The following is a 23,030-nucleotide window of genomic DNA, read 5'->3' on the forward strand; positions in this document are numbered from 1 at the left end:
TTCCTCGCCCGCACCATCCCCCACTCCGACGGCCCGGACTGCATCGACCGCGGCATCCTGGAACGCTTCCTCGCCGAACTCGCCCGGGATAAACGGGCCGTGACTTCCCGTGGCCGCGACATCAGCTCCCTGAACGCCTTCTTCGCCGCGATCCGCCGCCACGACCGGGCCAAGGACCTGCCGGCATCGGCGAACTTCTACCCCGAAGACTTCCCACGACCAGCCAAACGACTGCCCAGAGCCCTGGCCGATCACATCATGGCGCAACTCGACCAACCCGAAAACCTCGGCAAATGGACCAGCCCCGACAGTCGGCTACTCACACTGATACTGATGCGCTGCGGACTGCGCGTCGGGGACGCCTGCAACCTGGTATCAGACGGCGTGGTCCGTGACGGTGACGGCGCCCCATACCTTCGCTATATGAACCGGAAGATGAAACGCGAAGCCCTCGTACCCCTCGACGAGGAAGTCCATACCGCCATCCTCGATCAGCAACGACGCGTCCGCGAACGATTCCCCGAAGGCAGCAACTGGCTGTTCCCGGCCCCGAAGATGAACCCCGACGGAGCAAAACCGCTCACCACACACTCCTACCGCGGACAGCTTGAAGACTGGCTGGAACGCTGCGACATTCGCGACGAACACGGGCAAGAGGTGCGCCTGACTCCGCATCAGTGGCGCCACACCTTCGGGACAACACTGATCAACCGCGACGTTCCTCAGGAAGTTGTCCGGGTCCTCCTCGATCACACCTCGGCGGAGATGACCGCCCATTACGCCCGGCTGCATGACACGACCGTGCGTCGCCACTGGGAGAAAGCCCGCAAGGTCAACATCAACGGCGACACCATCACCATTGACCCGCAGGGACCACTCGCCGAAGCCAGCTGGGCCAAACAACGCCTCGGCCGCGCGACGCAGAGCCTGCCGAACGGATTCTGCGGGCTGCCGGTTCAGAAAACCTGCCCGCACGCCAACGCCTGCCTGACCTGTCCCATGTTTGTCACCACCGCCGAATTCCTCCCCCAGCACCAAGAGCAGCGCCGCCAGACCGTCCAGATCCTCTCCGCGGCCGAGGCCCGCGGACAGACCCGGCTCATCGAGATGAACCAGGCCGTGCTGCACAACCTGGACCGCATCATCGACTCCCTCGACGACACCGCACCAGCCGAGGCCGCCGGATGAACCGCCCCGACAACAGCCGGCACCTGATCAAAGCTGCACAGCAGCGCGCCGCTCTCACCCGGTCCAAAGCCGTCCAAGCGCTGCGCACGCTGCACGCGGAAGGCCGACCGGTCACCTTCGACGCCGTCGCCAAATACGCCCGAGTCTCCCGGTCCTGGCTCTACACCCAGCCCGACCTCCGCGCCGAAATCGAACGCCTCCGCCAAAACCACGCCTCAGCGGAGCCCACACCGGCATCACAGCCACAGCGGGCAAGCGAGGCCTCGCTACGGCAACGACTCGAAGCGGCCAACGACAGAATCCGACGACTCAACGACGAGAACCAACGACTGCGACAGCAACTCGCACACGCCCTCGGACAACGCCGCCAAAGTCCATCACCAGACCCAGCGACCATCCCGAATCCATAACAGATCCACGAGAATGAAAGGACACCCAATGCCACCGTCATGCACGTCCCGGACACACCCACCAACCCAAAACCGCAGGCCAGAGGCACAGGAGCCCGACGGGCTCAAGATAATGCAACAACAGGTCGGGCACAGCTACTCCTCGACCACAGCCCTCTATACTTCCGTGTCGGCGGACTTCAAACAGAAGACCATCCAGAAAATGATCGCCCAGCGGCTACGCAGCGGCGACGGCGAGGGGAACGATCATGGCTGAACAGCGACGGATCGGCTACCGCTGGAACCTCCGGCAACTGATGGCTCGACGGAACCTCTGGAAGACCACCGAACTGCTCCCCCTACTCAAAGCCCGGGGCATCAACCTCTCCAACGCGCAGGTCCACCGACTGGTCACCGGTACACCCGAACGCATTCCTGCCCAGACCTTCGCGGCCCTCTGTGACATCCTCGAATGCACGCCCAACGACCTGTTCGAACCCTACGTCCAGATGCGCGCCGCCAAAACCGCCAACGCACCCAAGCGGCCAGAAGACCTGGGCATCACACCTGGAGCGCCGATCGCCCGCCGGATCCGCGTCCTGCCTCCGGAAGAAGATGACTAGGCCACGCAAAGCCGGCGACCCTACCAAATGGCCGGAAGCCTGCGGGCGATGCGGCGAACACCACAAAATCGCCGTCCGGTGGCCCGACGCCGGAATCTGCGGCTACTGCTACCAGCAGGCCAAAAGAACCCGAGGCACCTGCGCCTGCGGCCACAACGGCGTGCTGCCCGGACGCGTCGACACCCTGCCGGCCTGCCGGAAATGCTCCGGAGTTCAGCTCAACGTTGACTGCATCGGATGCGGGACGGAAGGCGAACTCCACTCCGGCAACCGCTGCTGGTCATGCATCCTTACACTGACCATTGACCGACTCCTCAGCCCAGACAACGAGCCGCCCTCCGCCGCTCTTCAGGTAATTGGCACCGCTCTGAAGTCCATGAAACGCGCCAATAGCGGACTCACGTGGATCCAGCAGTCGCACGTCACGGCATTCCTTCAACAACTGGCAGCCGAGCCTGTGATCACCCACGCCCGCCTCGACGAACTACCGGCGTCCCGGACCCGCGAATACGTCCGCGGCCTACTCGTCGAACACCATGCGCTGCCCCGTCGCGATGAACTTAGCATTAGGTTCAGCGACTGGGCCGAGCAAGCCCTCGACAGGATCACCAGCCCGAGCCACCGCGACATCATGCGCCTCTACATCCGCTGGCACCACCAGCGCCGCATGAACCAGATGGACGAAGTCACCCGAGGAACGTTCCTGCGGGCCAAACAGGCAGTCACCGTCGCCGTAGAACTTCTGAACTGGCTCAGCGATCAAGGTGCCGAACTCGCCGAAGTGAATCAAGCGCACCTGGACCGATGGCAGGCGGAAGGCCCGACGACACGAGGCATCGCCTCACGTTTCCTCGACTGGGCAACCAAAACCAACCTCATCGACCCTTCCCTGCAACTGCAGCCCCACCGCCGCGGCACCAGCCCACGACTCGACGCAGCCGCCCAGAACGGCCTCGTCCAGAACCTGAGCCACACGACCGACATGAACCCCAGAGACCGGGCAGCGGCTATCCTCGTCCTGGTCTTCGGCCAGCAAGTCTCCGGCATCGTCAAACTCACTTGGGACAACGTCACCGTGACCGAGGAAATCGTCACCATCACCCTCGGAACCGTCGAAATCGCTCTCACACCTCCGCTCGATGAGCCCTGGCGAGAACTAGCAGTCACGCCAACCCACCATCAAACGGCCGCGCACCCCAACAGCAACTGGGTATTCAGAGGCGGCTCGCCAGGCCGGCACCTCCAGGCCTCAACCCTCACCCAGCGGCTAAGCACGGCTTTCAGCAGTCGGGCGGCCAGGCTCGGAACACTTCACGAACTCACCAAACTCGCACCCGTGGCCATCATCGCTGAAGCCCTTGGCTACTCCCCGGCCACGATCGATCGCCATGCCCTGGCGTCGTCGGCAAACTACATGGAATACATGTCCACTTTCCACACAAGAGGCGGACTCGAGGAACCGCTTCGGACGGTGAAGTAGCATGGCCGCATGTGTCACCCGGACGGAATCGACGAGCCTCTGCAGTCGCTGCCCCCTGGGATGGCCAGGAAATATGCCGAGTACAGACCTGCTATTCCCGGAGAAATTAAGCCTCCCCCGACCAATGTTGGAGGCTACGACGAATTACTCGAGTTATGCCGGAAGAAGGGTATGTCGATTCCCCGCTCACGACAAGGACTGGTAGCAGTCGATTCTTTGATAGGGAGCGCAGAAGACAAGGCATCCCTGGAAGCGCTGGTCAGGCCCATAGGAATGTTCCTGGGCGATGTATTGACCCACACCATCCCTGGTGCGCACTGGAAAGTCATCAACGAAAGCTTCCCGGAGGTCACCATATACAGGCACACGAGTGTCTCAGTTATCCATGTTGCTCAAAGACGATTAACTCTCGGCACCCCGACACTTGTGATGAACTACGACCGCGCGGCGGACCTGGTGGGCCGAGAGCCACTTCAAGGCGACTGATGCGGCCGATAAGCCGGGTCCATTCAGGGCTTTAAAAATGACTCGCATTTTGAACATCCGCTCCAGACATGCCCCGGTCAAAAAGAACTTCTACTCGTCCCACTTCAACACGTCCCGCTACCAGTCGAAAATGAGCGGGGGAGTGCCCGAGGAAGGGGGTGTATCCCATACCAAAAGAAGATCAACCAGGCTCGGGCGGCAACGGAGCGAGCCGGGACTTTGTCAGGTCCTGTTAGACAGCCTTGGCGCCCGGCCTTCCAGTCTGGCGCCACGGTTGACGATGGATCTGAGCGGCCATGGAAACCGCGGCGGATTTTTTTTGGGTTGTCAGCAGGACTTCCTATCTGTGAAGCAGCCCTCCATTGACAGAGATTGTTTGTCCGGTGATGTAGCTGCTCTCGTCGGAGAGGAGGAAGGCGGCAAGGCTGGTCATGTCGTCGGGACCGGCTCCCTCCGCAATCCGTTTCGCTGCAGTCGACCCAACCCTCTAGATTCGGGGGTATTCGTTGGTCAACTCACATGATTCAGGACAGTTTCCGCACGTCCGGATTGCGTTGGTGAGTGCAATCGTTTGCGAAGAGGTTCTGATGTGCGTCACGATATGGGCCATTTTCCTGCCAGCGCCTGAGGCAATACGGGCTCGAGGATTCGGAGGGTTAGGCCCCAAACTGTATGCCCCTGAAACCTCCGCACGGGGACTTTCCTCCGAGTGTTCCAGCCCGGAAAACATAGTTCTTCTTCTCCTGCTGCAGTTTCGGAGGCCAGCACATTCACTGGTACATCGACCACCTCCTCGACCTCCGCCATTTGAGGCTTCCATACAAAGCTTGGTGTGATCCCCTGCAGTTGGACTACGAAAGGTGAAACTCGATAGCGGGTTACGTGGGTATCAATTGGTTCGAGTTGAGAGAGTAAAACAATTTGCTTGGTGCTCAATCCCAGCTCTTCGATAGTTTCACGAAGGGCAGTGTCCCAAGCACCTTCGTCCTGTGGTTCCCGATTGCCTCCAGGCAGCGAAATCTGGCTTCCATGTTGTCCATAGTTTGATCGTTTGATCAGTACCAAGCGAAGATTCCCCTTCTCGTCCCTGTAGAAAGGTATAGCGACTGAAGCCTGCCGCAGTTCCTGCATCCGTTTCTCCAAGCTGACTGACTGTAATCAGAAATGTCAGTGCGAGTGATGATATTGGTTTTTTTGGAGTGAAGTGTCGCGCTCAGTTCACTCCGGCCGTGGCTGGGGCCACTGATGCCGGGGGCCGACAACGAGAAAGGGATCCCTTCGCGGTGCGCCGCTGATTGGCTTACGTTTACAGCAACCAACTACGACCGCCCTGCGACATCTGTAGCATCTCAAGGGCAAGGCATCAGGGTCACCTTGGCAGAGGATCAAAGATCAACGGGCTACTGGAGTAACAAGCGGGACCGACCGCATTGTGGGTTGCAGCCGGCTAAAGCAGCAGGCCTTGCAAATTTTCAGCGGCGACGCGGATCATTCCCCCAAGTTCCGCGCGCAACTTGTCCGACATCCGGTGAGCCGGCACCGAAACGTTAATCCCGAAAAGCGCCCCGGACGGGCCCGTAATAGCCACGGCGACCGACGTAACTCCGTCTTCACTTTCCTCTCTGCTCGTGGCGTATCCCGCTCGGCGGATCTCATCAAGCTCGGCTTCGAGGTTTGTTCTTGTCTTGATTGAGTTTTCCGTCAGCACGGGGAGTTCCTTATTCGGGTACAGGGCCCGTAGCTGCTCCTGAGTGAGCCGGCTCAGCATCGCTTTTCCTGTCGCAGTGCAGTTGGCTGGCAGCGTGATGCCTTGGCGGGAGCCCACCCGCACTGCCCTTGAGCTTTCAATGGCATCAAGGAATCGGGCGTCTGTCCTCTCGAGCGTGGCGAAGTGGACTGTTTCCCCGGTTTGTTGGAACAGCTGTTCAAGTACGGGACGAGCGAGGGCCCTGATGTCTACCTGGCGTCTGATGGCGAAGGCGATGGAACTGAGCGCCTGGCCTGGTTCATATGCGCGAGTAGCCGGGTTTTGTCGCACGAAGCCTCGGTAGAGCAACATCCCCATAAGCCTGTGCGCTGTCGACGATGCAACACCAAGATAGTTGCTCGCATCTGTTAACCGGATGCTGGGCTGGGTTTCGAATAGCAGGAGCAGTCGCAATGCATTGTCAACAGATTCGATGGGGTACTGCGGTGGCGGGCCGTGTTTGGATGTGCCGTTCATAGGGTCAGAAGACATGTCAGATGTCCCCTCCGTCCCCGGGATGAGAGTCTGTACGCTCCTGTCGGCTAGCTTCACCATGCAGCGTTAATCCGAGCGAGTTCGTGTCTCCAAGCCGTTTGCGTGTTGAACGACCCACCGAGGTCTGGCAGTTCAGCCATGTCCGAGTCTGGGAGGTCTTTGAGCGCTCCCCCAGCTGAAGTCACCTGAAGCGACAACCCTGCAAGGGTATCTACGCTGATTGCCTGGAGTACTGCTTGCTCCACGCTCCCTGCGGCGCTGGTCAGCCCGTGTCCGCGGAGCAGCACGACAGGACGATCACCCATGGCGTGGAGCATTTCCGCAGCCAACTGGCGGTTCCTGACCAGTACTCCCCGCGGATACACGGGTACCCCGCCTGCTGCCAGGCGGGTGCCTGGAATATCGAAGGCTCCGACGATCGGGCGGATGCCAAGCCCGGCGAGGTCAGCTGCGACGACCCGAGGCGGGTGCGCGTGGACGACCGCGTTGATGTCGGGGCGTTGGCGTAACAGTTCCGTGTGCAGGGGGAGTTCGTTAGGGGCGGAGTATCCCCCCTCCAACTCGCCTTCAGCAGCGGGGTTGCCGTCAAGGTCGACCAAACGGATGTCGCTGGCTTCGGTGAATGCCAGCCCGCGCTCCTGGGGACCCCTACATCGGACCAGCAGGCTGTTCTCGCCGATTCGAAGGCTGATATGGCCGAGGATGCCGTCTGCCAGGCCACGGTGTGCCAGCACACGGCAGGCCAAAGCAATCGCTTCCCTCGCCCCTGCATGTGTCAGGGGTGACCAAGTCTGTCCCATCAGGATGCCGCCAAGGGTTGGGGGTCTAGCATTGGTTCGAGTTTCTCCCGCAGTTCTTGAACTGTTATTCCCGTACCCATGCCGCGGCGGCAGGCCAGGAGCGCCTTAGGCCAGTTCACGATGGCGGCACCACTCAGGCTGGTGCCGTCAACCGTATATAGCGCGGCGAAGCGCCCGTGAACTTCCGGATGTCCGATAACGACGTGTTCAGCCTTTCCGCCCACCCGGCCTACCACCTGGATCTTCCAATCGTGTTGGTCGCTCCAGACGTACTCGACGGGAGTGTAGGCGCGGGGAGTCTCCGGATGCGTGATGTTGTAAGCCACGCACGCGGCCTGCTCGACGGCGTTGGTCCAGTGCTCGATCCGGATATCTTCGCCATGTTTTTGGTGCCGCCATCGTGCAACGTCGCCGACGCCATATATGTGTGGGGCATCCACGGTGCGGCAGTATTCGTCGAGCACCAGGCCGTTGTCCACGAGCAGACCGGAAGATGCGAGCCAGGCGTCGTTGGGAACGGCGCCAATGCCGACCAGAATTGTGGCGGCCTCCAGGTTCTGACCGTTGGTAAGCCGCAGGGCGAAAGAGCCCTGTTCGCCGTCGATGGACTCGACTCCGGTACCAAAGATTGTCTTCACGCCATTGCTACTGTGAAGGTCTCCGAACCACTGTCCGACTTCCGCGTTGAAGATGCGGCTCATAGGGATCGGGAGTGGGTCGATAACTGTCACTTCCAGACCAAGCGCCCGCGCTGTCGCCGCGGCTTCGGCGCCGATGAAACCTGCGCCGACAACAGCCAGATGTCCACCCTTCGCGAGGTCCGCACGGAGGCTGCGGCCGTCGTCGAGGGTGCGAAGAACATGGATGCCAGGCCGCTGCCCCCACGGCGATGGGCGGGCGGAGGCGCCTGTGGCTATGACCAGGTTGTCGAAGTGCAGAGCTTCCTGACCTTGCAGATTCAGCAGGTTTCCTGCGATGTCGATCCCGGTTGCTGCACGTCCAAGTTGCAGCTCTATTCCTAATTCCTGGGCTTGGTCGCGGTCCAGTAGGCAGATGGAGGCTTCAGTTGCTGTACCTGCCAGGACAGTTTTGGACAACGGCGGCTTGTCGTAGGGCAGTTCCGTTTCTTCACCGACGAGAACGATACGTCCTTCGTATCCCTCCAGGCGTAGGGACTGTGCGGTCCGTACACCCCCGATGGAGGAGCCCACGATGACAGTTACTGTATTCAATTAGTCCTCCACTATCAGGGCGGAAACGGGGCAGCTGCGGGCTGCCTCCACGACCCGGGCCCGGTCAGCCTCGGGTACTTCAGTCTTGAGGAGGACTACGATCCCGTCGTCATCCAGATCAAAATAATCGGTCGCCCCGACAACGCAGTTGGCGTACCCCTGGCAGGCTGCTAGGTCTGCTTTTACGACTGGCATGCTCAAACTCCTTGGCCTAAGTGTTGCTGTTCTTCTTGAATTGGGGCGGTCGTTCATCCTCGGCGATGAGCGGACCGAATGGATTTCCGATCATGGCCGAAAACGTTGCCGGCGCCTGCCATGTCAGCGCCTCGAGTTCCAGCGGGCACAATGAAACCCACTGCGCGGAGCGCGGGGATTTGATCATCAGCCGGGAGCCATTGCGGGTCTCCACCCTTGTGATGTGCACCTCGGAAAACTCATTGGCAATCACGATCGGAGCGCCAGTGGCATGCGCTTCCAGCCGGACGCGTTCCTCTGCCGCGCGAATGGCGGCAAGGCGGTCTTCTTCCTCGCCTTCCCAACCAATTTTCATAGGAATATGGCCAGATTCTGCATGCGGATAACCGACTCATCCACCATGATGGTCCGACGCGCCAGTTCCCATCCGGTACCGGTGCGGCGCAGAAGGTCCTCACGTCCGGCGGACACCGTAGCGGCCTCCCGTACATCGCCCCTGCTGCGGAAGAGCAGCACCGCCGAATCAACGATGATTTCGTTCGGGTTGTCTGTGCGGAACGTCCGAACGTTCGTGATGTAGTGGCGCAACCGTGAGGGAGGGTCTTCGGTCCAGGCATGCTCTGTGGCAAACCGGGCTACCCGTCGGCTGAGCGAGTACCTGTTTTCATCAAGATGGGCCATACCGGGGGACGTGCTGTAGCCGGCACCCAGGGCGGTCGTCACCCGCACGGGCATCAGATAATGCACGTCCTCAGCAATCCGTGCCATCCATGCGTCATAGTCCTGGGCGTCCAGGAGGTAGGCTTCGTCAACCAGCCAACGGTGCGCCTGAAGGTGGAGCGCATCATCGAACGGGAGGGATTCCCCTATCCTCTGGGTGCGTGGGGCATGGCCACCGAGAACAGACTGCTCCGAAAGGGTCTTGCCGTTGCGATCGGTTTCAACGCTCATGGCCTAGGCCTCCTTTGTGAGGATCGGGTCGGCTGGGATGGCAGTGCTCCCGACGGCGGCCCGTGAAGGATCCGCCTCGGTGGCCGCGGGTGCCTGAATAGGATCGGTTCCGACGTGCAGCTGGGCCGCTTTCTCCATCGGTCGTTCGAGGTGATCAGCCCACCGCAGCAGGAGTTCACGCTGGTTGTATTCGCTGTAGCCGATTCGTGTGGAACCTGGTCCTGAATACTCATCTGAGGTCAGGGGTTCTACGACGTTCTGCCCGTTTTCCAGCATGCCCATCCGGCTGTTGAGCAGGAGGCGGCGGGCCATAGGGCCGCCCGCCGTGCTCGTCAGCGAGACCCAGTTTTCAACGTCGTCTTGTTCAAACATGCCGCCGCTGCCAAAGCACATGAGATATGCCTTGTACGAAAGGGCTTTGAACTCCTCTGACGCGTTCTTGTCCACGGCAAACCACGAAACGATTTCGGTCTCGTCCTCGCTGATGGGCTGCCATTGGCGGATGGAGATAAACGGCAGGACTTCGTCGGAGTCCTCTTCTACGCGGGGCCAGTTGTGGACGAAGCTCATGTTTGGGAAGACCGATGCGGCCGAGACCATGAATCCGTCCTTGCCGACTACATCAAGCTGCTCCTGGCTCCATTGCTCCTTCATCCGCGCGATCATGTCGTCGGGGTAGCCGACATAGCGAAGCCGTTCCTCCAAGGTGCCCTCGGGGAGCTTGTAGGTGGTACCGCCGCCGTTGCCGGCCCAGTAGGTTGTTCCGTCCTTGCGCTTCTCAGCCTTGGGTTCGCGGAAGAGACCGATTTCAACAACTGACGTGTGCGTTTGGGGAGTGTGGTACATGTCGCCGGCGAAGTTTTCGGCGCCGATCTTCCAGTTCGCTTTGACACGCCAGCGCTGGGGGCCCCGGAGTTCGATGCCGTCAGCGCTTTGCTTGGTGTAGTAATCCATGTAGAACTTGAAGTCGCCCAGGAAGTCCTCAAGGGGTTCCGCGTCAGGGTCAAGGCTGATGAAAATCAGACCGTTGTATACCCCCAGAGAAGGAGCGGGGAGCAGAGTCTGACCTTTTTTCTTGAAGCCTTCTTCCCCACCGTAGGCCTCTTTGTGGAACGGCAGACCCACGATGCGACCATCGTTGCGGTAGGACCAGCCGTGGTAGGGGCAGCGGAAATGCGAGGCGTTTCCCATCTCGGCCCGGCAGACCTGCATTCCCCGGTGGAGGCACATGTTAAAGAGAGCACGGATCTCGCCCTTTTCGTCTCGGGAAATGATGAATGAATCTTCGAGTACACGGCGCACTACGTAGTCGCCGGCTTCGGGCACTTCGGACTCGTGGGCAACGAAGAGCCAACTCCGTCCGAATAGGCGCTCCTTTTCGAGCTCGAAGATCTCCTTATCGTTGTAAATGTGTGCAGGAATCATGCCGCGCTGCACGTCCTGGATAACGCTGGTCTGGTCTGTCATGAGAGGTCTCCTTCGTTGGGCCCGCATGTCTTCTCTGTGTTGCAGAGAAGGTTTCTGTAATCAAGAGGATGACGCAAAATGTGAGGTTCGTCAACCCCTCTCGATTCCGTGAAGAAGCATCGTCGGAATCAATGGCCGTTTTCAGGCAGATCAGAGTCGCGTGCGGCCCGGTACACCTTCGGAAGCCTGCACCTCTGGGAGGGCATCGGCATTGTCCCCGTCGTCGTCGGTCTCCTCGGCGGTGCCGAAGTGCTGCAGTCCATGCTCGACAAAGACGGTGACACCAAGACGGCCGTGCCGCCACACCTTGGCGGCATCCTCGTCGGCGTCAAGGATTCCTTTCGCCACTGGTCGTTGATGCTGCGCACCAGTGCCATCGGTGCCGTCCTGGGAATGATGCCCGGTCTCGGAGGATCGGTGTCCCAGTTCATCGCCTACGGCCACGCCAAGCAAACCTCGAAGCATCCCGAGGAGTTCGGCAACGGTTCGATCGAGGGCGTGATCGCCGCAGGTGCGACCACGACAGCGAAGGACGGGGGCCACCTCGTACCGACGATCGCCTTCGGCGTGCCGTCGGGCGCGAGCATGGCGGTGCTACTCGGCGCGTTCCTGATCCTCGGCCTGAATCCTGGCCCCGAGATGCTGGGCGAGCACCTCAACGTGACGCTCTCGCTCGTGTGGATCATCGTGCTGAGCACGATCGCGGCTGTCATCCTCGGCTACCTGCTGATCCGTCCCCTTGCCAAGCTCACCTCGGTGACCGGAAGGCTGCTCGTACCGTTTCTCATCACGATGCTCACCATCGGCGCATTCTCGAACACCAGCTCGCTCGACGACGTCTGGATCATGCTCGTCTTCCTCGCCATCGGCGTGATGTGCAGCCGCTTCAAGTGGCCCCGCATCCCGCTGCTGCTTGGTCTGGTGCTCGGCGAGATCCTCGAGCGGTACTTCACCGTCAGCTACGCGCTGTTCCAGTTCAACTGGCTCAGCCGGCCCGGCGTGATCGTCATCGAGGTCATCATCGCCGGCATGATCATGTTCACCGCGGTCCGCACCGCTCGCAAAAAGCGCGCCGATAAGCGCGAGCTCCTGGCCACCGGAGGTCTCGTATGAGCACCGAAATGATCCACTCCATCGAAGGCGACGGCGAGGGCGGCTCGCGGGGGCGCCACGTGCACAAGCCCGATCTGATCATCACATCCGTGCTGCTCGTCGTGTTCGTCGTGGCGTTCCTGATGGCCACGGGCTGGAGGGACCTCGCCGCCTACTTCCCTCTCGGCGTCAGCGGCGTGGGTGTGATTGCCAGCGCCTCCTTACTCGTACGGGTGCTGTTCTTCCCGCCCAAGCCGGCCGCCCCGAAGACCAACGTGCCCGAGGCCGCCAAGTCGGTGGCCGAGCAGGAGTACGAGTTCTTCAAGAACCTCTCGACGCGGGACTGGATCACCTCGCTCGGCTGGCTCGGCGGCTTCTTTGTCGCACTGTCGGTCTTCGGTATCTACCTCGCCATGGTCGCCTTCACCGTAGGTTACCTGCGCTTCCAAACCGCCAAGTCGTGGTGGTTCGCCGCCATCTACGCGGCCCTGCTCGGCGGCGTCATCTACGTGGTCTTCGCGATCGCCCTCAAACTGCCGCTGCCGGGCGGGCTGCTCGGCCTCGCCTGAGCGCCCGTTTCCCTGCTCTCCCTTCCCGCGTCACCGCCCGGCCGCCTATGGTCCGGGCGCACCAAAATCGAAAGGACCCGTCCCAATGCGTAAGCTCGCACTCGGCCTCGCCGCCCTCGCCCTCGCCGGCGGCGCACTCACAGGCTGCTCGTCGGCAGGTGCCACCGGCGCGTCAACCTCCCCGGAGGACGCAGCGGCCAAACTGAAAAACCAGACGATCACGCTGGTCGTCCCGTTCGACCCGGGCGGGGGCTACGACGCCTACGCCCGCATGTTGGCCCCGAAGCTTGCCGACGAGCTCGGCGCTACAGTAATTGTCGAGAACAAGCCCGGCGCGGGCGGCATCCTCGCCACGAACGAGTCCGTGCACGCCAAGCCGGACGGGAAAACCCTCGTGCTGCTCAACGGCCCCGGCCACCTCGGTGCTGCGATCGCGAAGACCAACGGCGTCCGGTACGACGCGAAGACAATGAGTTACATCGGCCAAATCAGCTCCGAACCCGACGTGCTCGCCACCAGCAAGTCCTCCAGCATCGCGTCAGTGGACGACATCGCTGGCAAACGCTTCGCGGCCACCGGCCCCGGCTCAAACGAGTACATCGACGCCGTAGTTCTGAACCAGCTCCTTGGCATGGACAACCAGGTCGTGACCGGTTTCAAGTCCAGCAACGAGGCCAGCCTCAACGTTATCCAGGGCAACGTCGAGCTGCATTCGCGCTCGTTCGGCAGCCAGCAGCCAGGTATCAACGCCGGCGATCTTAAACCGATCCTCGTCATCGGCGAGAACACCGGTGAGAAGGAGATCAAGGACGTCGACAACCTCCTCGACGTGGTGAAGGGCGACCAGAAGGAACTCGCAACGCTGCACACGAAGCTCATCTCCAGCGGCCGCCTCCTCGCGGCCCCCCCAGGAATGGACCCGGGCACGCTGCAGACAATCCGCGACGCCTTCGAGAAGGTCATGACCGACAAGGCCTTCATCAAGGCTGCCGCCGACACCAAGCGGCCGGTCCACTATACGAGCGGCGACGACGTGCAGAAGCTCGTCAACGACGTGATGGGCTCACCACAGGAGTACGTCGACCTCATCACGAAGGCCTACACGGGCTGATCACCGACGTTCAACAGGGGGTGTCCCAGAAACCCTCCTGGGACACACCCCGTCTTTGCCTCAGGACCGAGGTAAGGCCGACCCGGATGCCGGCGAGATGACCTTTGCCCGGAAGAGCGTGCGCGCCATGCGCGCGAAACGATCGATAACGAGCGGCAAGGGCAAGCCCGATTGGCTACGGACGTTCTCCGCCGGCACCGGATCCGTCCCCACGCAATCACCCGCATCCATTGCATAATCAACGATGCCCTGCGCGAGGATGACGCCGTCCTGCTTGACGACCGCGCAAGCGCCGACCACGCCCATCGGTGTCCAAATCGTTCCGCCTGCCTGCAGGCTCACCTGCATTCCCAGCTGGCGCAACGAGGCGAGCACCCATTCAGACGCGGCTTCGAGCGGGTCCTCCGTTCCGCTGATCCCGAGCGTTTCCCTGGTGGCGATCGTCGACCACAGGATGGCCGCAGGTCCGGCAGCAAGCCACTGCCCACCGGGCGTGGGGCGCGCAACAACGGGCACGTCCTCCCGCGGCGCTGTGCGAGACGCTTCCTCCGCGACCAGCACGACGGTCCGGTCCGGCTGCCAGAGACGCATCACCGCCCCCCGTCGTCCCGCAGAGACGTCCGAAACGAGGCCGAGGTCACGGGCGACGCCATCGAGGGGAGCTCGCGGCTCCGGCTCCACATGAAGCTCCCAGCACGGACGCATGCTTCCATCATAGGGGCCTGGTTCGGGACGAACGGGCGGCGGAAGTCAGTGACAATCTCAATGACCGGTCGACACACCACCGGATCCTCGGCTCTCCCGATCCAGGGTCTCGTCATGTCCGCGTCATGTCCAAGTTTTCCGACCCGTTCGCTGGGGAAGGGGCCAACCAAGGCGTGTGAAGCGTCCCCGATCGTTGGCGAGCCGGTCTTCTAGGACGACCGCGGTCCATTCCGATACCTGGACGAGAGACTATCGGGCCTGGACGGTGAGCCCTGCGGGCTTTCGAACCACAACCGTTTGCTGGACCCTGACCATTCCTCTACAGACACATCACCGCCTTTGATTGTCGGCGCTCGAACACCCACCGTCCCCGTTGTTGCAACGGCAGAGCGGGCATCGAAGCCATTAGAACGACATCAGGGTGGTCAAGAACAAAGGCCTACCACTGCCTCTGCTGTACAGAACTTTTATCTGGACAGCAGTAAAGTGATGTGTTTCACTTGTACAACCACGGATCTGACACGAAGATGAGGGAGAGCCGAATGAGTTTTGAACCAATGGGACGCCGCGGATTTATCAAGATCACAGCGGCAGCGGGCGGGACGTTATTTCTGGGAGGCCTCACGGCGTGCGGCCAGGACAGCGGCGGCAGCGGCGGGGGTAAGAAGGGATATTCCGGCGACGTTGCTATTACTGGTCTGGCCAGTCTTATTCATTCCGCCCCCTTCTTTATCGCCCAGACGGAAGGCTACTACGAGGAAGAGGGGCTGACCCTTGAGCATATTCAGTTCCCAGGGGGGCTTGACACTGTTCGAGGAATCGAATCCGGCATAGGTTTCGGTACGTCGTCCACTATTCCCGTCTTTATCGCGGCCGAGAAGGGCATGGACGTAAAAATCTTCGGCAATGTTTATACGGCGGCTTCTGTCGACTTCATTGCGCTGCCCGACTCTCCCGTCACCTCCATTGAGGATGTCAGGGGCAAGAAAGTGGCAGTCAGCACGCCAGGATCAAACTCCTCGTATTTCGCAGACCGCACGCTGCGGGCCGCTGGCTTAGTCCCAGGCAAGGACGTTGAACTTATCAGCGTCGGCTCAGCGAGCGATTCGTGGACCGCCGTCTCCCAGAAAGTTGTTGACGTAGCGTGGACGGCTTCGCCGCTTTCCGAGAAAATCGCCTCCGAAAGCGGAGCGAAGGTGATCTGGCGTTCCCGCGACTACGTAACGGACTGGTCGGACACCTGCCTCGTCGCGACAGGATCCTTCATCGACGAAAATACCGAGGCGTTGAAGGGCTGGGGCCGTGCGCTCAAGAAGGCGATGGACCTGATTACCAACGACCTCGAAAAGGCCGCCGACGCCTACGGGAAGGCAATCAAATACGAGCCCAAGGTGGCTCTTGAGGCGCTGAAGAACTCGCAGAACTTCTACAGCCTGGACTTCACCGATGCCCAGCTGGCCGCCGTCGTCGCCGCCGGTAAAGAACAAGGCCAGATCACCAAAGAACCGGACATGAACGCCATCGTTATGAGGAACTTCCTTTCATGAGCCAGATATCCCCGATCGATTCAGTAGGACACGACAGTGACGTCGTTTTCGACAATATCGGAATGACTTTCGGCACCGCGACAGGAGTCACCCACGCAGTCGCTAACGTTTCGGGCGCCATACCGGAAGGCAAATTCGTTTCCGTTATCGGTCCCAGCGGCTGCGGAAAAAGCACCTTGCTTGACATGGTCGGCGGCCTGCTGAAGCCCACGCAGGGTTCGGTCAGCATAAACGGTGAAAGCGTGACCGGCCCCCGGCGGGACACTGCCATGGTGTTCCAAGAAGACTCCACCCTGCACTGGCGCACGGTCCTGGACAATGTCGCTTTCGGCCTCGAGGTCAAAGGCGTCCCGAAAGCGGAGCGCCATGAGCGCGCCCGCCGCATGATCGAACTTGTCGGGCTCACCGGTTTCGAGGACCACCGCCCCGGCCAGCTTTCCGGAGGAATGAAGCAACGTGTTGCGATCGCACGGGCCTTGGCCATGGAGCCGCGCGTCCTGCTCATGGATGAGCCTTTTGGCGCCTTGGACCAGCAGACCCGGCAGTTCATCGGCCGGGAACTGCTCCGTATCTGGGAAAAGACACGCAATAGAGTCCTGTTCATCACCCACGATATCCAGGAAGCCGTGTACCTTTCCGACGAGGTTTGGGTCATGTCAGCCAGGCCCTCCGTTGTCAAAGAGGTGGTAACCATCGATCTGCCACGGCCCCGGCCGGAGGGAACCCACGCGCTGCCAAGGTTCCGTGAGTTGGAAGACCACCTCTGGGCGCTGGTAAAGGTTGAGGCGGAGAAAACGTTGGGACCAGGGGCGCGGCTGGCGTGAGCGTTCTGGAGAAGACCCCGGCCGTGCCGGCCAAGCAAAAGGCCGCTATGGTACCGCGTTCATCGCTGGTCCGTTGGGCAATCATTGTGACGCTTGTCGTTGTCCTTGAGCTCACTACCAGAACCGGCATGATCAGCCGGTCCCTCATGGTGCCACCATCGGAGATTCTGACCCGGCTGGCCTCGATCGTCCCGACGGAACAGTTTGGCCAGGACGCAGCCCGAACCCTTACTACCATTCTGGTGGCGTTCACCATCGGACTTGTGCTGGGAGTCCCGCTCGGGGTTTTCTTGTGGCGGGTACCGGCTGCAGGGCGCATCCTTGAGCCCTTCATCGTCACCGGCTATGCAATGCCCACTTTGTTGTTTTATCCGGTTCTTTTGGCCGTGATGGGACTCAACGCGGGACCGATCATCGTTATAGCCGCATCGATGTCCCTGATTCCAATTGCGCTGACCACGATGGTTGCCCTGAACGCCATCAAGCCTATTCTTCACAAGCTCGCCAATTCGGTCAGCGCCTCCCCGCGGCAGTACTACTTAAAAGTTCTCTTTCCGGCGGCGACGCCGCTTATTTTCCCGGGCGTGAAGCTCGGATTTATCTACGCCGTCATCGGCACCGTTGCCATGGAGTTCATCCTCGCGTCCCAAGGAGTCGGCTTCCGCGCCGGCTTCTACTACCGGGAACTGAACACAGCAGACATGTGGGCCTATATCGCTGTTGTCATCGTCCTCAGCGTACTGGTCAACAGCGTGCTTACCTGGCTGGAGAAACGCATCAGAAGGGACATGCTGTGAGTACCGATGTAACGATTCCTTCGTTGCCGACAGTCACCACTCAACAGAGTGCGAACAGATCCAGGGTCATCCGGGACAACGTGTGGCGTGCTGCCGTGTTGGTGGCCTTGGTGCTCCTGTGGGCACTGCTGTCTTCCATAAGTGACCTCGTCGCTTCGCCCACTGACTCGCTCAACGCGCTGGCGAAGCGCTTCGCCGATGGCTCCATTTACCGGCACCTCAACGCGACCTTGCAGGCGGTGGCTATCGGTTTCCTCATCGCTGCTGCCATAGGCTTTCCACTGGGCTATGCCATTGGCCGGAGCAAGTTTCTCGGTGCCGTCTTCGATCCCATCGTCGCAGGCGCCTTCGCCATCCCGCGCGTAATCTTTTTTCCCATCCTTCTCCAGATTTTCGGAGTGGGTGTGGGAGCGCAATCGGCGATGGCCGCGCTGGCAGCGGTATTCCCCATCATGGTCTCAACAACCGCAGGCGTCCGCGCCATCAACCCGCTCCTGCCCAAGCTGGCACGCTCGCTGAGCCTATCCCCGCTGCAGACGGTGACCAAGATATACATTCCGGCCATGGCACCCTCGCTCATGGTTGGCATCCGTATCGGTTTCAGCATCGCGTTCATCAACGTGATCATCGCCGAATTCTTCGCTGCGCGTGCCGGTCTCGGGCTTTTGGCGCTGCGGGCCTACGGCATGCTGGACCTGCCAACCATGTACGGCATCATCGTGCTCCTCGCTGCGATCGCACTGGCCGGGAACCTCGCCCTGTGGGCAGTCGAACGGCGGCTGGGCAACAAGGTCTAGCCCCAGGGGGCCTGCACGCCCGCTTGCCTACGTGTCTGAGTACTGAAACGCTCTAAGAAAGGGGAAAGCATGTCTGCGACTGCTGCCCGAGAGGAATACCAGAGGTTAAGGTCCCAATTCAAGGAAAAGGGACTGGGCGGAAGGATCGGTTTCGGGAGCCGCCCGGCGCTTCTGGTGGTTGACATGATCCGCGGATTCACGGATTCAAGATCGCCCTTGGCCGGAGACCTTGACGAACAGCTAAAGGCAGCCCAGGAACTTCTTGGAAGAGCTCGGGGCGCTGGCGTTCCGATCATCTTTTCAACTGTCGCGTACGACACCGACCTGCAGGAGGCCGGTAAATGGATCCGGAAAATCCCGTCCAACAGCTGGTTGGTTGAGGGAAGCGAATGGGTGGAACTCGACGACAGGCTCGAGCGCCAAAACAATGAAATGCTGCTCGTGAAAAAGTATGCATCCTGCTTTTTCGGCACCGATCTCGCGGCCCGTCTGGTGTCCAAAGGCATCGATACGCTGATCCTCATCGGCGGCACCACCAGCGGATGCATCCGGGCTACCGCCGTGGATTCATGTTCCTACGGATTCCACACCATCGTTGTTGAGGAGGGCGTCGGAGACCGGGCCGAACTGCCGCACCTCGCCAGCCTTTTCGACATTGACAACAAATACGGCGATGTTGTCGGTCTGGAAGAAGCAAACACCTATCTCGAACATGTCCGCGGGTAAGCCCGGCACGGCGCAGAAATCGCCGTGCCGGCTCTCTAACCGGACTCCGACCCAAGGGCGGCGTGCCATCATCCTGCAAAGGCCAGACCGTGGGCCTGTCCGGCGCTGACAGAATCCTGAGCATTGCCGCGACGGTATTGTTCTCGTTCGCCCTTGGAACCCTGGCAGTGGTGGTGCCGATATTGGCCATTGCCGTGGGGTACAGCACGGTCGAAGTCGGAATGATGGTTGCACTTGCAGCAGTCTCGCAGTTAGTGACCCGGATCTTCCTGGGAGCACTGATGCGCAGGGTCCCAGACAAAGCCCTCCTCGTGGGAGCAGCGCTCATGATTGCCGTCTCGTGCGCTCTGATCGCAGTCTCAGATGCATTGGCAATTTTCGTAGTATCCCAGCTGGTCCAGGGCTCGGCTCGAGCCTTGTTCTGGACCAGCAGCCAGACGCACGCCGTCCGCATGTCGACCTCGTCTGTCAAGGGACTGACTGACGTGAATCTCGCCGCAGGGGTCGGAGCACTGCTGGGACCTGCACTTGCCGGTTATCTCTGGGAACTTTCGACACCGCTGCCGCTGATCGTGGCGGCAGCGGCAGGATCGGCGGCCGTCATCCCTGCTGCCCTTCTGACTAGGCTTCCTGTGTTCGCTCCGGAGCATGCCACAGGCGGAATAATGGCGCGAGGCCTCTGGCGGCGCCCTGGCGTCGATGCCGCCTGCTGGATGAACGCTGGAGCGGGCGCCTGGAAGAGCCTCTTGGACTCCTACGTTCCCATCGTGCTCTCCCTTGCCGGCCAACCCGTCGCCGTCATCGGAATCCTGGTAGCCATACCCAACGCTGCCGTCCTGGCCGGAAGTGCATCTGCGAGCTGGCTGCGCAGGCGGGGAAACAGGACGTCCCTTCTCACGGGCCTCCTGGCCACGGGGACGGGCTTGGCCGCGGCGGGGCCACTGGCCGGCGCCGCAGTTGCCGCCGCCGCCGCCCTCGCTGTTTCCGGCGTTGGTGCCGGGATCCTCCAGACTGTCGGACCGGCCATAGCTGCAGATGAAGTGCACCCGGAAGAACGCGGGGATGCTCTCTCCCTGACTGGCACGGTACGGGCTTCAGCGCTCTTCCTAACACCGTTTGTGATGGCACTGCTGGTCAGCGTGGTCCCTGTTGCCGCAGCGCTGGTCACGGCCGGCGTCCTCATGACCCTTCCAGCAGCTGGAAGTATCCGCAGAAAAGACCTTCCAGCGCAGATCGCGCCAACAGAATCAGGTCCAGGCAGGCCGCTCCAACAAACTCAGCTTGAAGCTCCCGAGAAAAAGGTGCCCGATGACAACTGAAACGACTGACACCACTGCTTCGGACATTCCCCGGCTGAAATTGCCGCACGGACACACCATTCCCCGGCTTGGCCTCGGAACCTGGCCGATGCTGGAAGACGAGTGCGAAACTGCGGTGCGTTTCGCACTGCAGAGCGGTTACCGCCTGGTCGACACCGCGTTCCAGTACAGAAACGAAGAAGCAGTCGGCCGGGGCATCCGCACCGCCGGCGTCCCCCGATCCGAATTATTTATTTCCAGCAAGTTCAACAAAGAGTCCCACAGCATCGATGGAGTGCAGCGCGCCTACGACGAGAGCCTGCGCAAACTCGGCCTTGACCATCTGGACATGTTCATGTGTCACTGGCCGGTTCCGGCCTTGGGCAAGTACGTGGACGCCTGGAAGGGCCTTGTGAAGTTGCTGGAGGAGGGCCGTGTAAAAGCCATTGGAGTTTCAAATTTCAAACCAGCCCACCTGAAGGACATTATCGATGCAACGGGAGTAGTTCCGGACGTAAACCAGATCCAACTGAGCCCCGACCTTGCCCGGACTGAGCCGCGCGCTGTCCACAGGTTATTGGGAATAGTCACCGAAGCCTGGAGTCCTATCGGTCGGTCCTCCGGTCTGCGGGCGAATCCGCTGATCATCGAGATCGCTCAGCGCCTGGACAAATCTCCAGCCCAAGTCCTGCTGCGGTGGCATGTCCAACAGGACATCGTCCCCATCCCGCAAGCATCCGACCCTCTGTGGCTCAAAGAAAACTTATCCGTTTTCGACTTCTCGCTCACCGCGGGAGAGATGGCCTCGATTCGGAAGTTGGACAGGGGCGAAGAGGCCGCCCGTGATTCTGACTCACCCGAAAATGGCCATTGACTCGGCCTATGCTCCTCTCTCTGAAGTGAGTTTCTCAGGGGCGCTTTCGCTCCGCCGTGGGGGCCGAAAATGTACTGCTGTGGGGAACCTTTGCGGTGTCGGGGCTGCCGGAGCAGACTGAAGAGTGTGTTCCGGTCGACCCCGGTCTCTCTTTAGTGCCGGTGAGCCTGTAAGTGAGTTTGGTGGTGGAGGGCGCAGCTTTTGTCCGCGGGACCGTGGAATGTTGCCGTTGAGCACGAATGTCAGATTTGTTGTTTATCCGCCTTCCCCGGGACACAGACGCCATCTGTTGGACTGTTCGAGGAAGGGTGAGCTCTCATGGAGGTCATTCACCCGCGCTGCGCGGGTGTCGATATTTCAAAGAAGGACGCGAAGGTCTGTGTCCGCATCCAGGGCCGCGGCGGCCGGTCCACCACATCCACCATCACGACCTGGGGTTCGATGACGGGGCAGATCCTGGGGCTAAAGGAACACCTCCTGGACGAGCACGTGGATCTGGTGGTCATGGAGGCCACCGGTGATTACTGGCGCCCCTTCTACTACCTGCTTGAAGACGACGGACTGAACATCATCCTGGTCAATGCCCATGACGCCAGGAACGTCCCGGGCCGCAAAACCGACGTTTCCGACGCTGCCTGGCTTGCCGACCTGGGCGCCCACGGGCTGGTCCGGGCCTCCTTCGTGCCCCCGCCTCCGATCCGTGAACTGCGGGACCTGACCCGGGCCCGGACCATCATCACTCAGGAACGGACCCGGGAAATCCAGCGCCTGGAGAAACTCCTCGAGGACGCCTGCATCAAACTATCCTCGGTAGCTTCGAACATCACCGGGGTCTCCGGACGACTGATCCTCCAAGCACTCATCGACGGGCAGACCGACCCCGCGGCCCTGGCAGAGATGGCCCAACGCCGGCTGCGGTCCAAAATCCCTGAACTCACCCAAGCCCTCAACGGCCGGTTCACCGAACACCACCGCTACATGACCGGACTCTATCTGCACCGGATTGATGCCCACACCGCCGATATCAACGACCTCAGCGCCAGGATCGAGGCGGCGATGGAGCCCTTTCGTTTCGCCCGGGAGCTCCTCGTGAGCATCCCGGGGTTCAGCACCACCATCGCGGAAATCTTCATCGCCGAAACCGGCGCCGACATGAGCGCATTCGCCACCGCAGGGCAGCTGGCATCCTGGGCCGGTACTTCCCCGGGATCCAACGAATCCGCCGGACGGGTCAAATCCACCAAAACACGGCCCGGCAACCGGTACCTCAAAGGTGCCCTGGGCATCGCTGCTCTGTCCTGCGCGAAATCGAAGAACACCTACCTCGGTGCCAGATACCGGCGCATTGCCTCCCGGCGCGGACCCGCCAAAGCCCTCGTCGCCGTCGAACACTCCATCCTCACCGCAGCGTGGCACATGCTCACCACCGGCGAACTCTACAACGACCCCGGCGCCGACTACTTCACCCGGCAGACACCCGTTAAAACCATGGCCCGGGCCGTCAGACAACTAGAATCCCTCGGCTATCAAGTTATTCTCGAACCCCTGCAACAGACCGGATAACACCGCTCACCCCACGCACCCCACCGCACTCACCTAATTTTCATGTCAGAGGGGTTGACGAACGTCACATTTTC

26 protein-coding genes are annotated in these 23,030 nt (G+C 61.0%); 16 read left to right on the top strand and 10 right to left on the bottom strand.

Annotated elements, in window-relative coordinates; genetic code table 11:
- The 5 genes from ACKAE7_RS05085 to ACKAE7_RS05105 all read left to right on the top strand — a co-directional run.
- Positions 1 to 1,188 (top strand): tyrosine-type recombinase/integrase (locus ACKAE7_RS05085; RefSeq protein WP_408978640.1); only part of this gene is annotated, 1,188 nt, incomplete at its 5' end.
- Complete coding sequence (locus tag ACKAE7_RS05090) at positions 1,185 to 1,598, top strand: DUF6262 family protein (RefSeq protein WP_021474754.1); 414 nt, start codon at positions 1,185 to 1,187, stop codon at positions 1,596 to 1,598. The genes ACKAE7_RS05085 and ACKAE7_RS05090, both read left to right, overlap by 4 nt.
- A 248-nt stretch (positions 1,599 to 1,846) precedes the next feature.
- Positions 1,847 to 2,200: a helix-turn-helix transcriptional regulator gene (locus ACKAE7_RS05095; protein ID WP_286404979.1), complete on the top strand. Its 354-nt coding sequence runs from the start codon at positions 1,847 to 1,849 to the stop codon at positions 2,198 to 2,200.
- Positions 2,193 to 3,680: a Fis family transcriptional regulator gene (locus ACKAE7_RS05100; protein ID WP_286404978.1), complete on the top strand. Its 1,488-nt coding sequence runs from the start codon at positions 2,193 to 2,195 to the stop codon at positions 3,678 to 3,680. Before ACKAE7_RS05095 ends, ACKAE7_RS05100 begins: the two co-directional genes overlap by 8 nt.
- Before the next feature lie 9 nt (positions 3,681 to 3,689).
- Positions 3,690 to 4,166 carry a DUF6278 family protein gene (locus ACKAE7_RS05105; protein ID WP_264963785.1) on the top strand — a complete coding sequence of 159 codons (477 nt, stop codon included), beginning with the start codon at positions 3,690 to 3,692 and terminating at the stop codon, positions 4,164 to 4,166.
- Positions 4,167 to 4,506: 340 nt separating this feature from the next.
- Here the strand turns inward: ACKAE7_RS05105 and ACKAE7_RS05110 are convergent, their stop codons facing one another.
- From ACKAE7_RS05110 to ACKAE7_RS05150, 9 genes are all read right to left on the bottom strand, one after another.
- Positions 4,507 to 4,626: an SDR family oxidoreductase gene (locus ACKAE7_RS05110; protein WP_319951673.1), complete on the bottom strand. Its 120-nt coding sequence runs from the start codon at positions 4,624 to 4,626 to the stop codon at positions 4,507 to 4,509.
- Between the two features lie 134 nt (positions 4,627 to 4,760).
- Positions 4,761 to 5,297, bottom strand: a complete 537-nt coding sequence (locus ACKAE7_RS05115; protein ID WP_169094772.1) for a CoA pyrophosphatase — start codon at positions 5,295 to 5,297, stop codon at positions 4,761 to 4,763.
- Positions 5,298 to 5,613: 316 nt separating this feature from the next.
- A complete protein-coding gene (locus tag ACKAE7_RS05120; RefSeq protein WP_193562614.1) occupies positions 5,614 to 6,390 on the bottom strand; it encodes an IclR family transcriptional regulator in 777 nt (258 codons plus the stop codon).
- 71 nt (positions 6,391 to 6,461) lie between these two features.
- Positions 6,462 to 7,208: a class II aldolase/adducin family protein gene (locus ACKAE7_RS05125; protein WP_264963784.1), complete on the bottom strand. Its 747-nt coding sequence runs from the start codon at positions 7,206 to 7,208 to the stop codon at positions 6,462 to 6,464.
- Complete coding sequence (locus ACKAE7_RS05130; RefSeq protein WP_032489994.1) at positions 7,208 to 8,419, bottom strand: NAD(P)/FAD-dependent oxidoreductase; 1,212 nt, start codon at positions 8,417 to 8,419, stop codon at positions 7,208 to 7,210. The genes ACKAE7_RS05125 and ACKAE7_RS05130 overlap by 1 nt, the downstream gene beginning before the upstream one ends.
- Positions 8,420 to 8,440: 21 nt before the next feature.
- On the bottom strand, positions 8,441 to 8,635 hold the full coding sequence (locus tag ACKAE7_RS05135; RefSeq protein ID WP_013603014.1) for a ferredoxin: 195 nt from the start codon (positions 8,633 to 8,635) through the stop codon (positions 8,441 to 8,443).
- A 16-nt stretch (positions 8,636 to 8,651) separates the two neighbouring features.
- Positions 8,652 to 8,990, bottom strand: coding sequence for a hypothetical protein (locus ACKAE7_RS05140; protein WP_169094770.1), 339 nt, complete (start codon positions 8,988 to 8,990; stop codon positions 8,652 to 8,654).
- The gene (locus ACKAE7_RS05145; protein ID WP_013603012.1) at positions 8,987 to 9,586 is read right to left on the bottom strand and encodes a 3-phenylpropionate/cinnamic acid dioxygenase subunit beta; all 600 of its coding nucleotides are present in this window, start codon (positions 9,584 to 9,586) and stop codon (positions 8,987 to 8,989) included. The genes ACKAE7_RS05140 and ACKAE7_RS05145 overlap by 4 nt, the downstream gene beginning before the upstream one ends.
- 3 nt (positions 9,587 to 9,589) lie before the next feature.
- The gene (locus ACKAE7_RS05150; RefSeq protein ID WP_286404977.1) at positions 9,590 to 11,053 is read right to left on the bottom strand and encodes a Rieske 2Fe-2S domain-containing protein; all 1,464 of its coding nucleotides are present in this window, start codon (positions 11,051 to 11,053) and stop codon (positions 9,590 to 9,592) included.
- A gap of 108 nt (positions 11,054 to 11,161) precedes the next feature.
- On the opposite strand from ACKAE7_RS05150, the gene ACKAE7_RS05155 reads away from it, so the two are divergent.
- The 3 genes from ACKAE7_RS05155 (at position 11,162) to ACKAE7_RS05165 (ending at position 13,825) form a co-directional block, all read left to right on the top strand.
- Positions 11,162 to 12,166 carry a tripartite tricarboxylate transporter permease gene (locus tag ACKAE7_RS05155; RefSeq protein ID WP_264963365.1) on the top strand — a complete coding sequence of 335 codons (1,005 nt, stop codon included), beginning with the start codon at positions 11,162 to 11,164 and terminating at the stop codon, positions 12,164 to 12,166.
- Positions 12,163 to 12,714 carry a tripartite tricarboxylate transporter TctB family protein gene (locus tag ACKAE7_RS05160; protein ID WP_011689772.1) on the top strand — a complete coding sequence of 184 codons (552 nt, stop codon included), beginning with the start codon at positions 12,163 to 12,165 and terminating at the stop codon, positions 12,712 to 12,714. Before ACKAE7_RS05155 ends, ACKAE7_RS05160 begins: the two co-directional genes overlap by 4 nt.
- Before the next feature lie 85 nt (positions 12,715 to 12,799).
- A complete protein-coding gene (locus ACKAE7_RS05165) occupies positions 12,800 to 13,825 on the top strand; it encodes a tripartite tricarboxylate transporter substrate binding protein (RefSeq protein WP_011689773.1) in 1,026 nt (341 codons plus the stop codon).
- A gap of 60 nt (positions 13,826 to 13,885) precedes the next feature.
- On the opposite strand, the gene ACKAE7_RS05170 is transcribed toward ACKAE7_RS05165, so the two are convergent.
- Positions 13,886 to 14,416: a hypothetical protein gene (locus tag ACKAE7_RS05170; RefSeq protein WP_232223687.1), complete on the bottom strand. Its 531-nt coding sequence runs from the start codon at positions 14,414 to 14,416 to the stop codon at positions 13,886 to 13,888.
- 656 nt (positions 14,417 to 15,072) lie between these two features.
- Between ACKAE7_RS05170 and ACKAE7_RS05175 the strand changes: the two genes are divergently transcribed.
- From ACKAE7_RS05175 to ACKAE7_RS05210, 8 genes are all read left to right on the top strand, one after another.
- Positions 15,073 to 16,077 (top strand): ABC transporter substrate-binding protein, encoded by a 1,005-nt coding sequence (locus ACKAE7_RS05175; RefSeq protein WP_011689775.1) that lies wholly within the window; start codon positions 15,073 to 15,075, stop codon positions 16,075 to 16,077.
- Entirely contained in the window at positions 16,074 to 16,901 is an 828-nt protein-coding gene (locus ACKAE7_RS05180; RefSeq protein ID WP_011689776.1) for an ABC transporter ATP-binding protein, read from the top strand. Before ACKAE7_RS05175 ends, ACKAE7_RS05180 begins: the two co-directional genes overlap by 4 nt.
- Entirely contained in the window at positions 16,898 to 17,698 is an 801-nt protein-coding gene (locus ACKAE7_RS05185) for an ABC transporter permease (RefSeq protein WP_011689777.1), read from the top strand. Before ACKAE7_RS05180 ends, ACKAE7_RS05185 begins: the two co-directional genes overlap by 4 nt.
- The gene (locus ACKAE7_RS05190) at positions 17,695 to 18,495 is read left to right on the top strand and encodes an ABC transporter permease (protein WP_011689778.1); all 801 of its coding nucleotides are present in this window, start codon (positions 17,695 to 17,697) and stop codon (positions 18,493 to 18,495) included. The genes ACKAE7_RS05185 and ACKAE7_RS05190 overlap by 4 nt, the downstream gene beginning before the upstream one ends.
- Positions 18,496 to 18,669: 174 nt before the next feature.
- Positions 18,670 to 19,221, top strand: coding sequence for an N-carbamoylsarcosine amidohydrolase (locus ACKAE7_RS05195; RefSeq protein WP_408978641.1), 552 nt, complete (start codon positions 18,670 to 18,672; stop codon positions 19,219 to 19,221).
- An 89-nt stretch (positions 19,222 to 19,310) separates the two neighbouring features.
- Positions 19,311 to 20,540, top strand: a complete 1,230-nt coding sequence (locus tag ACKAE7_RS05200; RefSeq protein ID WP_013603158.1) for an MFS transporter — start codon at positions 19,311 to 19,313, stop codon at positions 20,538 to 20,540.
- Positions 20,530 to 21,393, top strand: coding sequence for an aldo/keto reductase (locus ACKAE7_RS05205; RefSeq protein WP_011689781.1), 864 nt, complete (start codon positions 20,530 to 20,532; stop codon positions 21,391 to 21,393). The genes ACKAE7_RS05200 and ACKAE7_RS05205 overlap by 11 nt, the downstream gene beginning before the upstream one ends.
- Positions 21,394 to 21,711: 318 nt before the next feature.
- A complete protein-coding gene (locus ACKAE7_RS05210) occupies positions 21,712 to 22,956 on the top strand; it encodes an IS110-like element ISArsp3 family transposase (RefSeq protein ID WP_011689782.1) in 1,245 nt (414 codons plus the stop codon).
- The last annotated feature ends 74 nt before the right edge of the window (positions 22,957 to 23,030 follow it).

The organism is Pseudarthrobacter sp. NKDBFgelt, from assembly GCF_046097905.1.
GTDB lineage: Bacteria > Actinomycetota > Actinomycetes > Actinomycetales > Micrococcaceae > Arthrobacter > Arthrobacter polychromogenes.

What these genes read in the sequence shown, in the direction of transcription:
- ACKAE7_RS05090 (WP_021474754.1), top strand. Translation starts at nt 1,185, where the DNA reads ATGAACCGCCCCGACAACAGCCGGCACCTGATCAAAGCTGCACAGCAG.
- ACKAE7_RS05095 (WP_286404979.1), top strand. Translation starts at nt 1,847, where the DNA reads ATGGCTGAACAGCGACGGATCGGCTACCGCTGGAACCTCCGGCAACTG.
- ACKAE7_RS05100 (WP_286404978.1), top strand. Translation starts at nt 2,193, where the DNA reads ATGACTAGGCCACGCAAAGCCGGCGACCCTACCAAATGGCCGGAAGCC.
- ACKAE7_RS05105 (WP_264963785.1), top strand. Translation starts at nt 3,690, where the DNA reads ATGTGTCACCCGGACGGAATCGACGAGCCTCTGCAGTCGCTGCCCCCT.
- ACKAE7_RS05115 (WP_169094772.1), bottom strand. Translation starts at nt 5,297, where the DNA reads ATGCAGGAACTGCGGCAGGCTTCAGTCGCTATACCTTTCTACAGGGAC.
- ACKAE7_RS05120 (WP_193562614.1), bottom strand. Translation starts at nt 6,390, where the DNA reads ATGAACGGCACATCCAAACACGGCCCGCCACCGCAGTACCCCATCGAA.
- ACKAE7_RS05125 (WP_264963784.1), bottom strand. Translation starts at nt 7,208, where the DNA reads ATGGGACAGACTTGGTCACCCCTGACACATGCAGGGGCGAGGGAAGCG.
- ACKAE7_RS05135 (WP_013603014.1), bottom strand. Translation starts at nt 8,635, where the DNA reads ATGCCAGTCGTAAAAGCAGACCTAGCAGCCTGCCAGGGGTACGCCAAC.
- ACKAE7_RS05140 (WP_169094770.1), bottom strand. Translation starts at nt 8,990, where the DNA reads ATGAAAATTGGTTGGGAAGGCGAGGAAGAAGACCGCCTTGCCGCCATT.
- ACKAE7_RS05145 (WP_013603012.1), bottom strand. Translation starts at nt 9,586, where the DNA reads ATGAGCGTTGAAACCGATCGCAACGGCAAGACCCTTTCGGAGCAGTCT.
- ACKAE7_RS05150 (WP_286404977.1), bottom strand. Translation starts at nt 11,053, where the DNA reads ATGACAGACCAGACCAGCGTTATCCAGGACGTGCAGCGCGGCATGATT.
- ACKAE7_RS05160 (WP_011689772.1), top strand. Translation starts at nt 12,163, where the DNA reads ATGAGCACCGAAATGATCCACTCCATCGAAGGCGACGGCGAGGGCGGC.
- ACKAE7_RS05165 (WP_011689773.1), top strand. Translation starts at nt 12,800, where the DNA reads ATGCGTAAGCTCGCACTCGGCCTCGCCGCCCTCGCCCTCGCCGGCGGC.
- ACKAE7_RS05170 (WP_232223687.1), bottom strand. Translation starts at nt 14,416, where the DNA reads ATGCGTCTCTGGCAGCCGGACCGGACCGTCGTGCTGGTCGCGGAGGAA.
- ACKAE7_RS05175 (WP_011689775.1), top strand. Translation starts at nt 15,073, where the DNA reads ATGAGTTTTGAACCAATGGGACGCCGCGGATTTATCAAGATCACAGCG.
- ACKAE7_RS05180 (WP_011689776.1), top strand. Translation starts at nt 16,074, where the DNA reads ATGAGCCAGATATCCCCGATCGATTCAGTAGGACACGACAGTGACGTC.
- ACKAE7_RS05205 (WP_011689781.1), top strand. Translation starts at nt 20,530, where the DNA reads ATGACAACTGAAACGACTGACACCACTGCTTCGGACATTCCCCGGCTG.
- ACKAE7_RS05210 (WP_011689782.1), top strand. Translation starts at nt 21,712, where the DNA reads ATGGAGGTCATTCACCCGCGCTGCGCGGGTGTCGATATTTCAAAGAAG.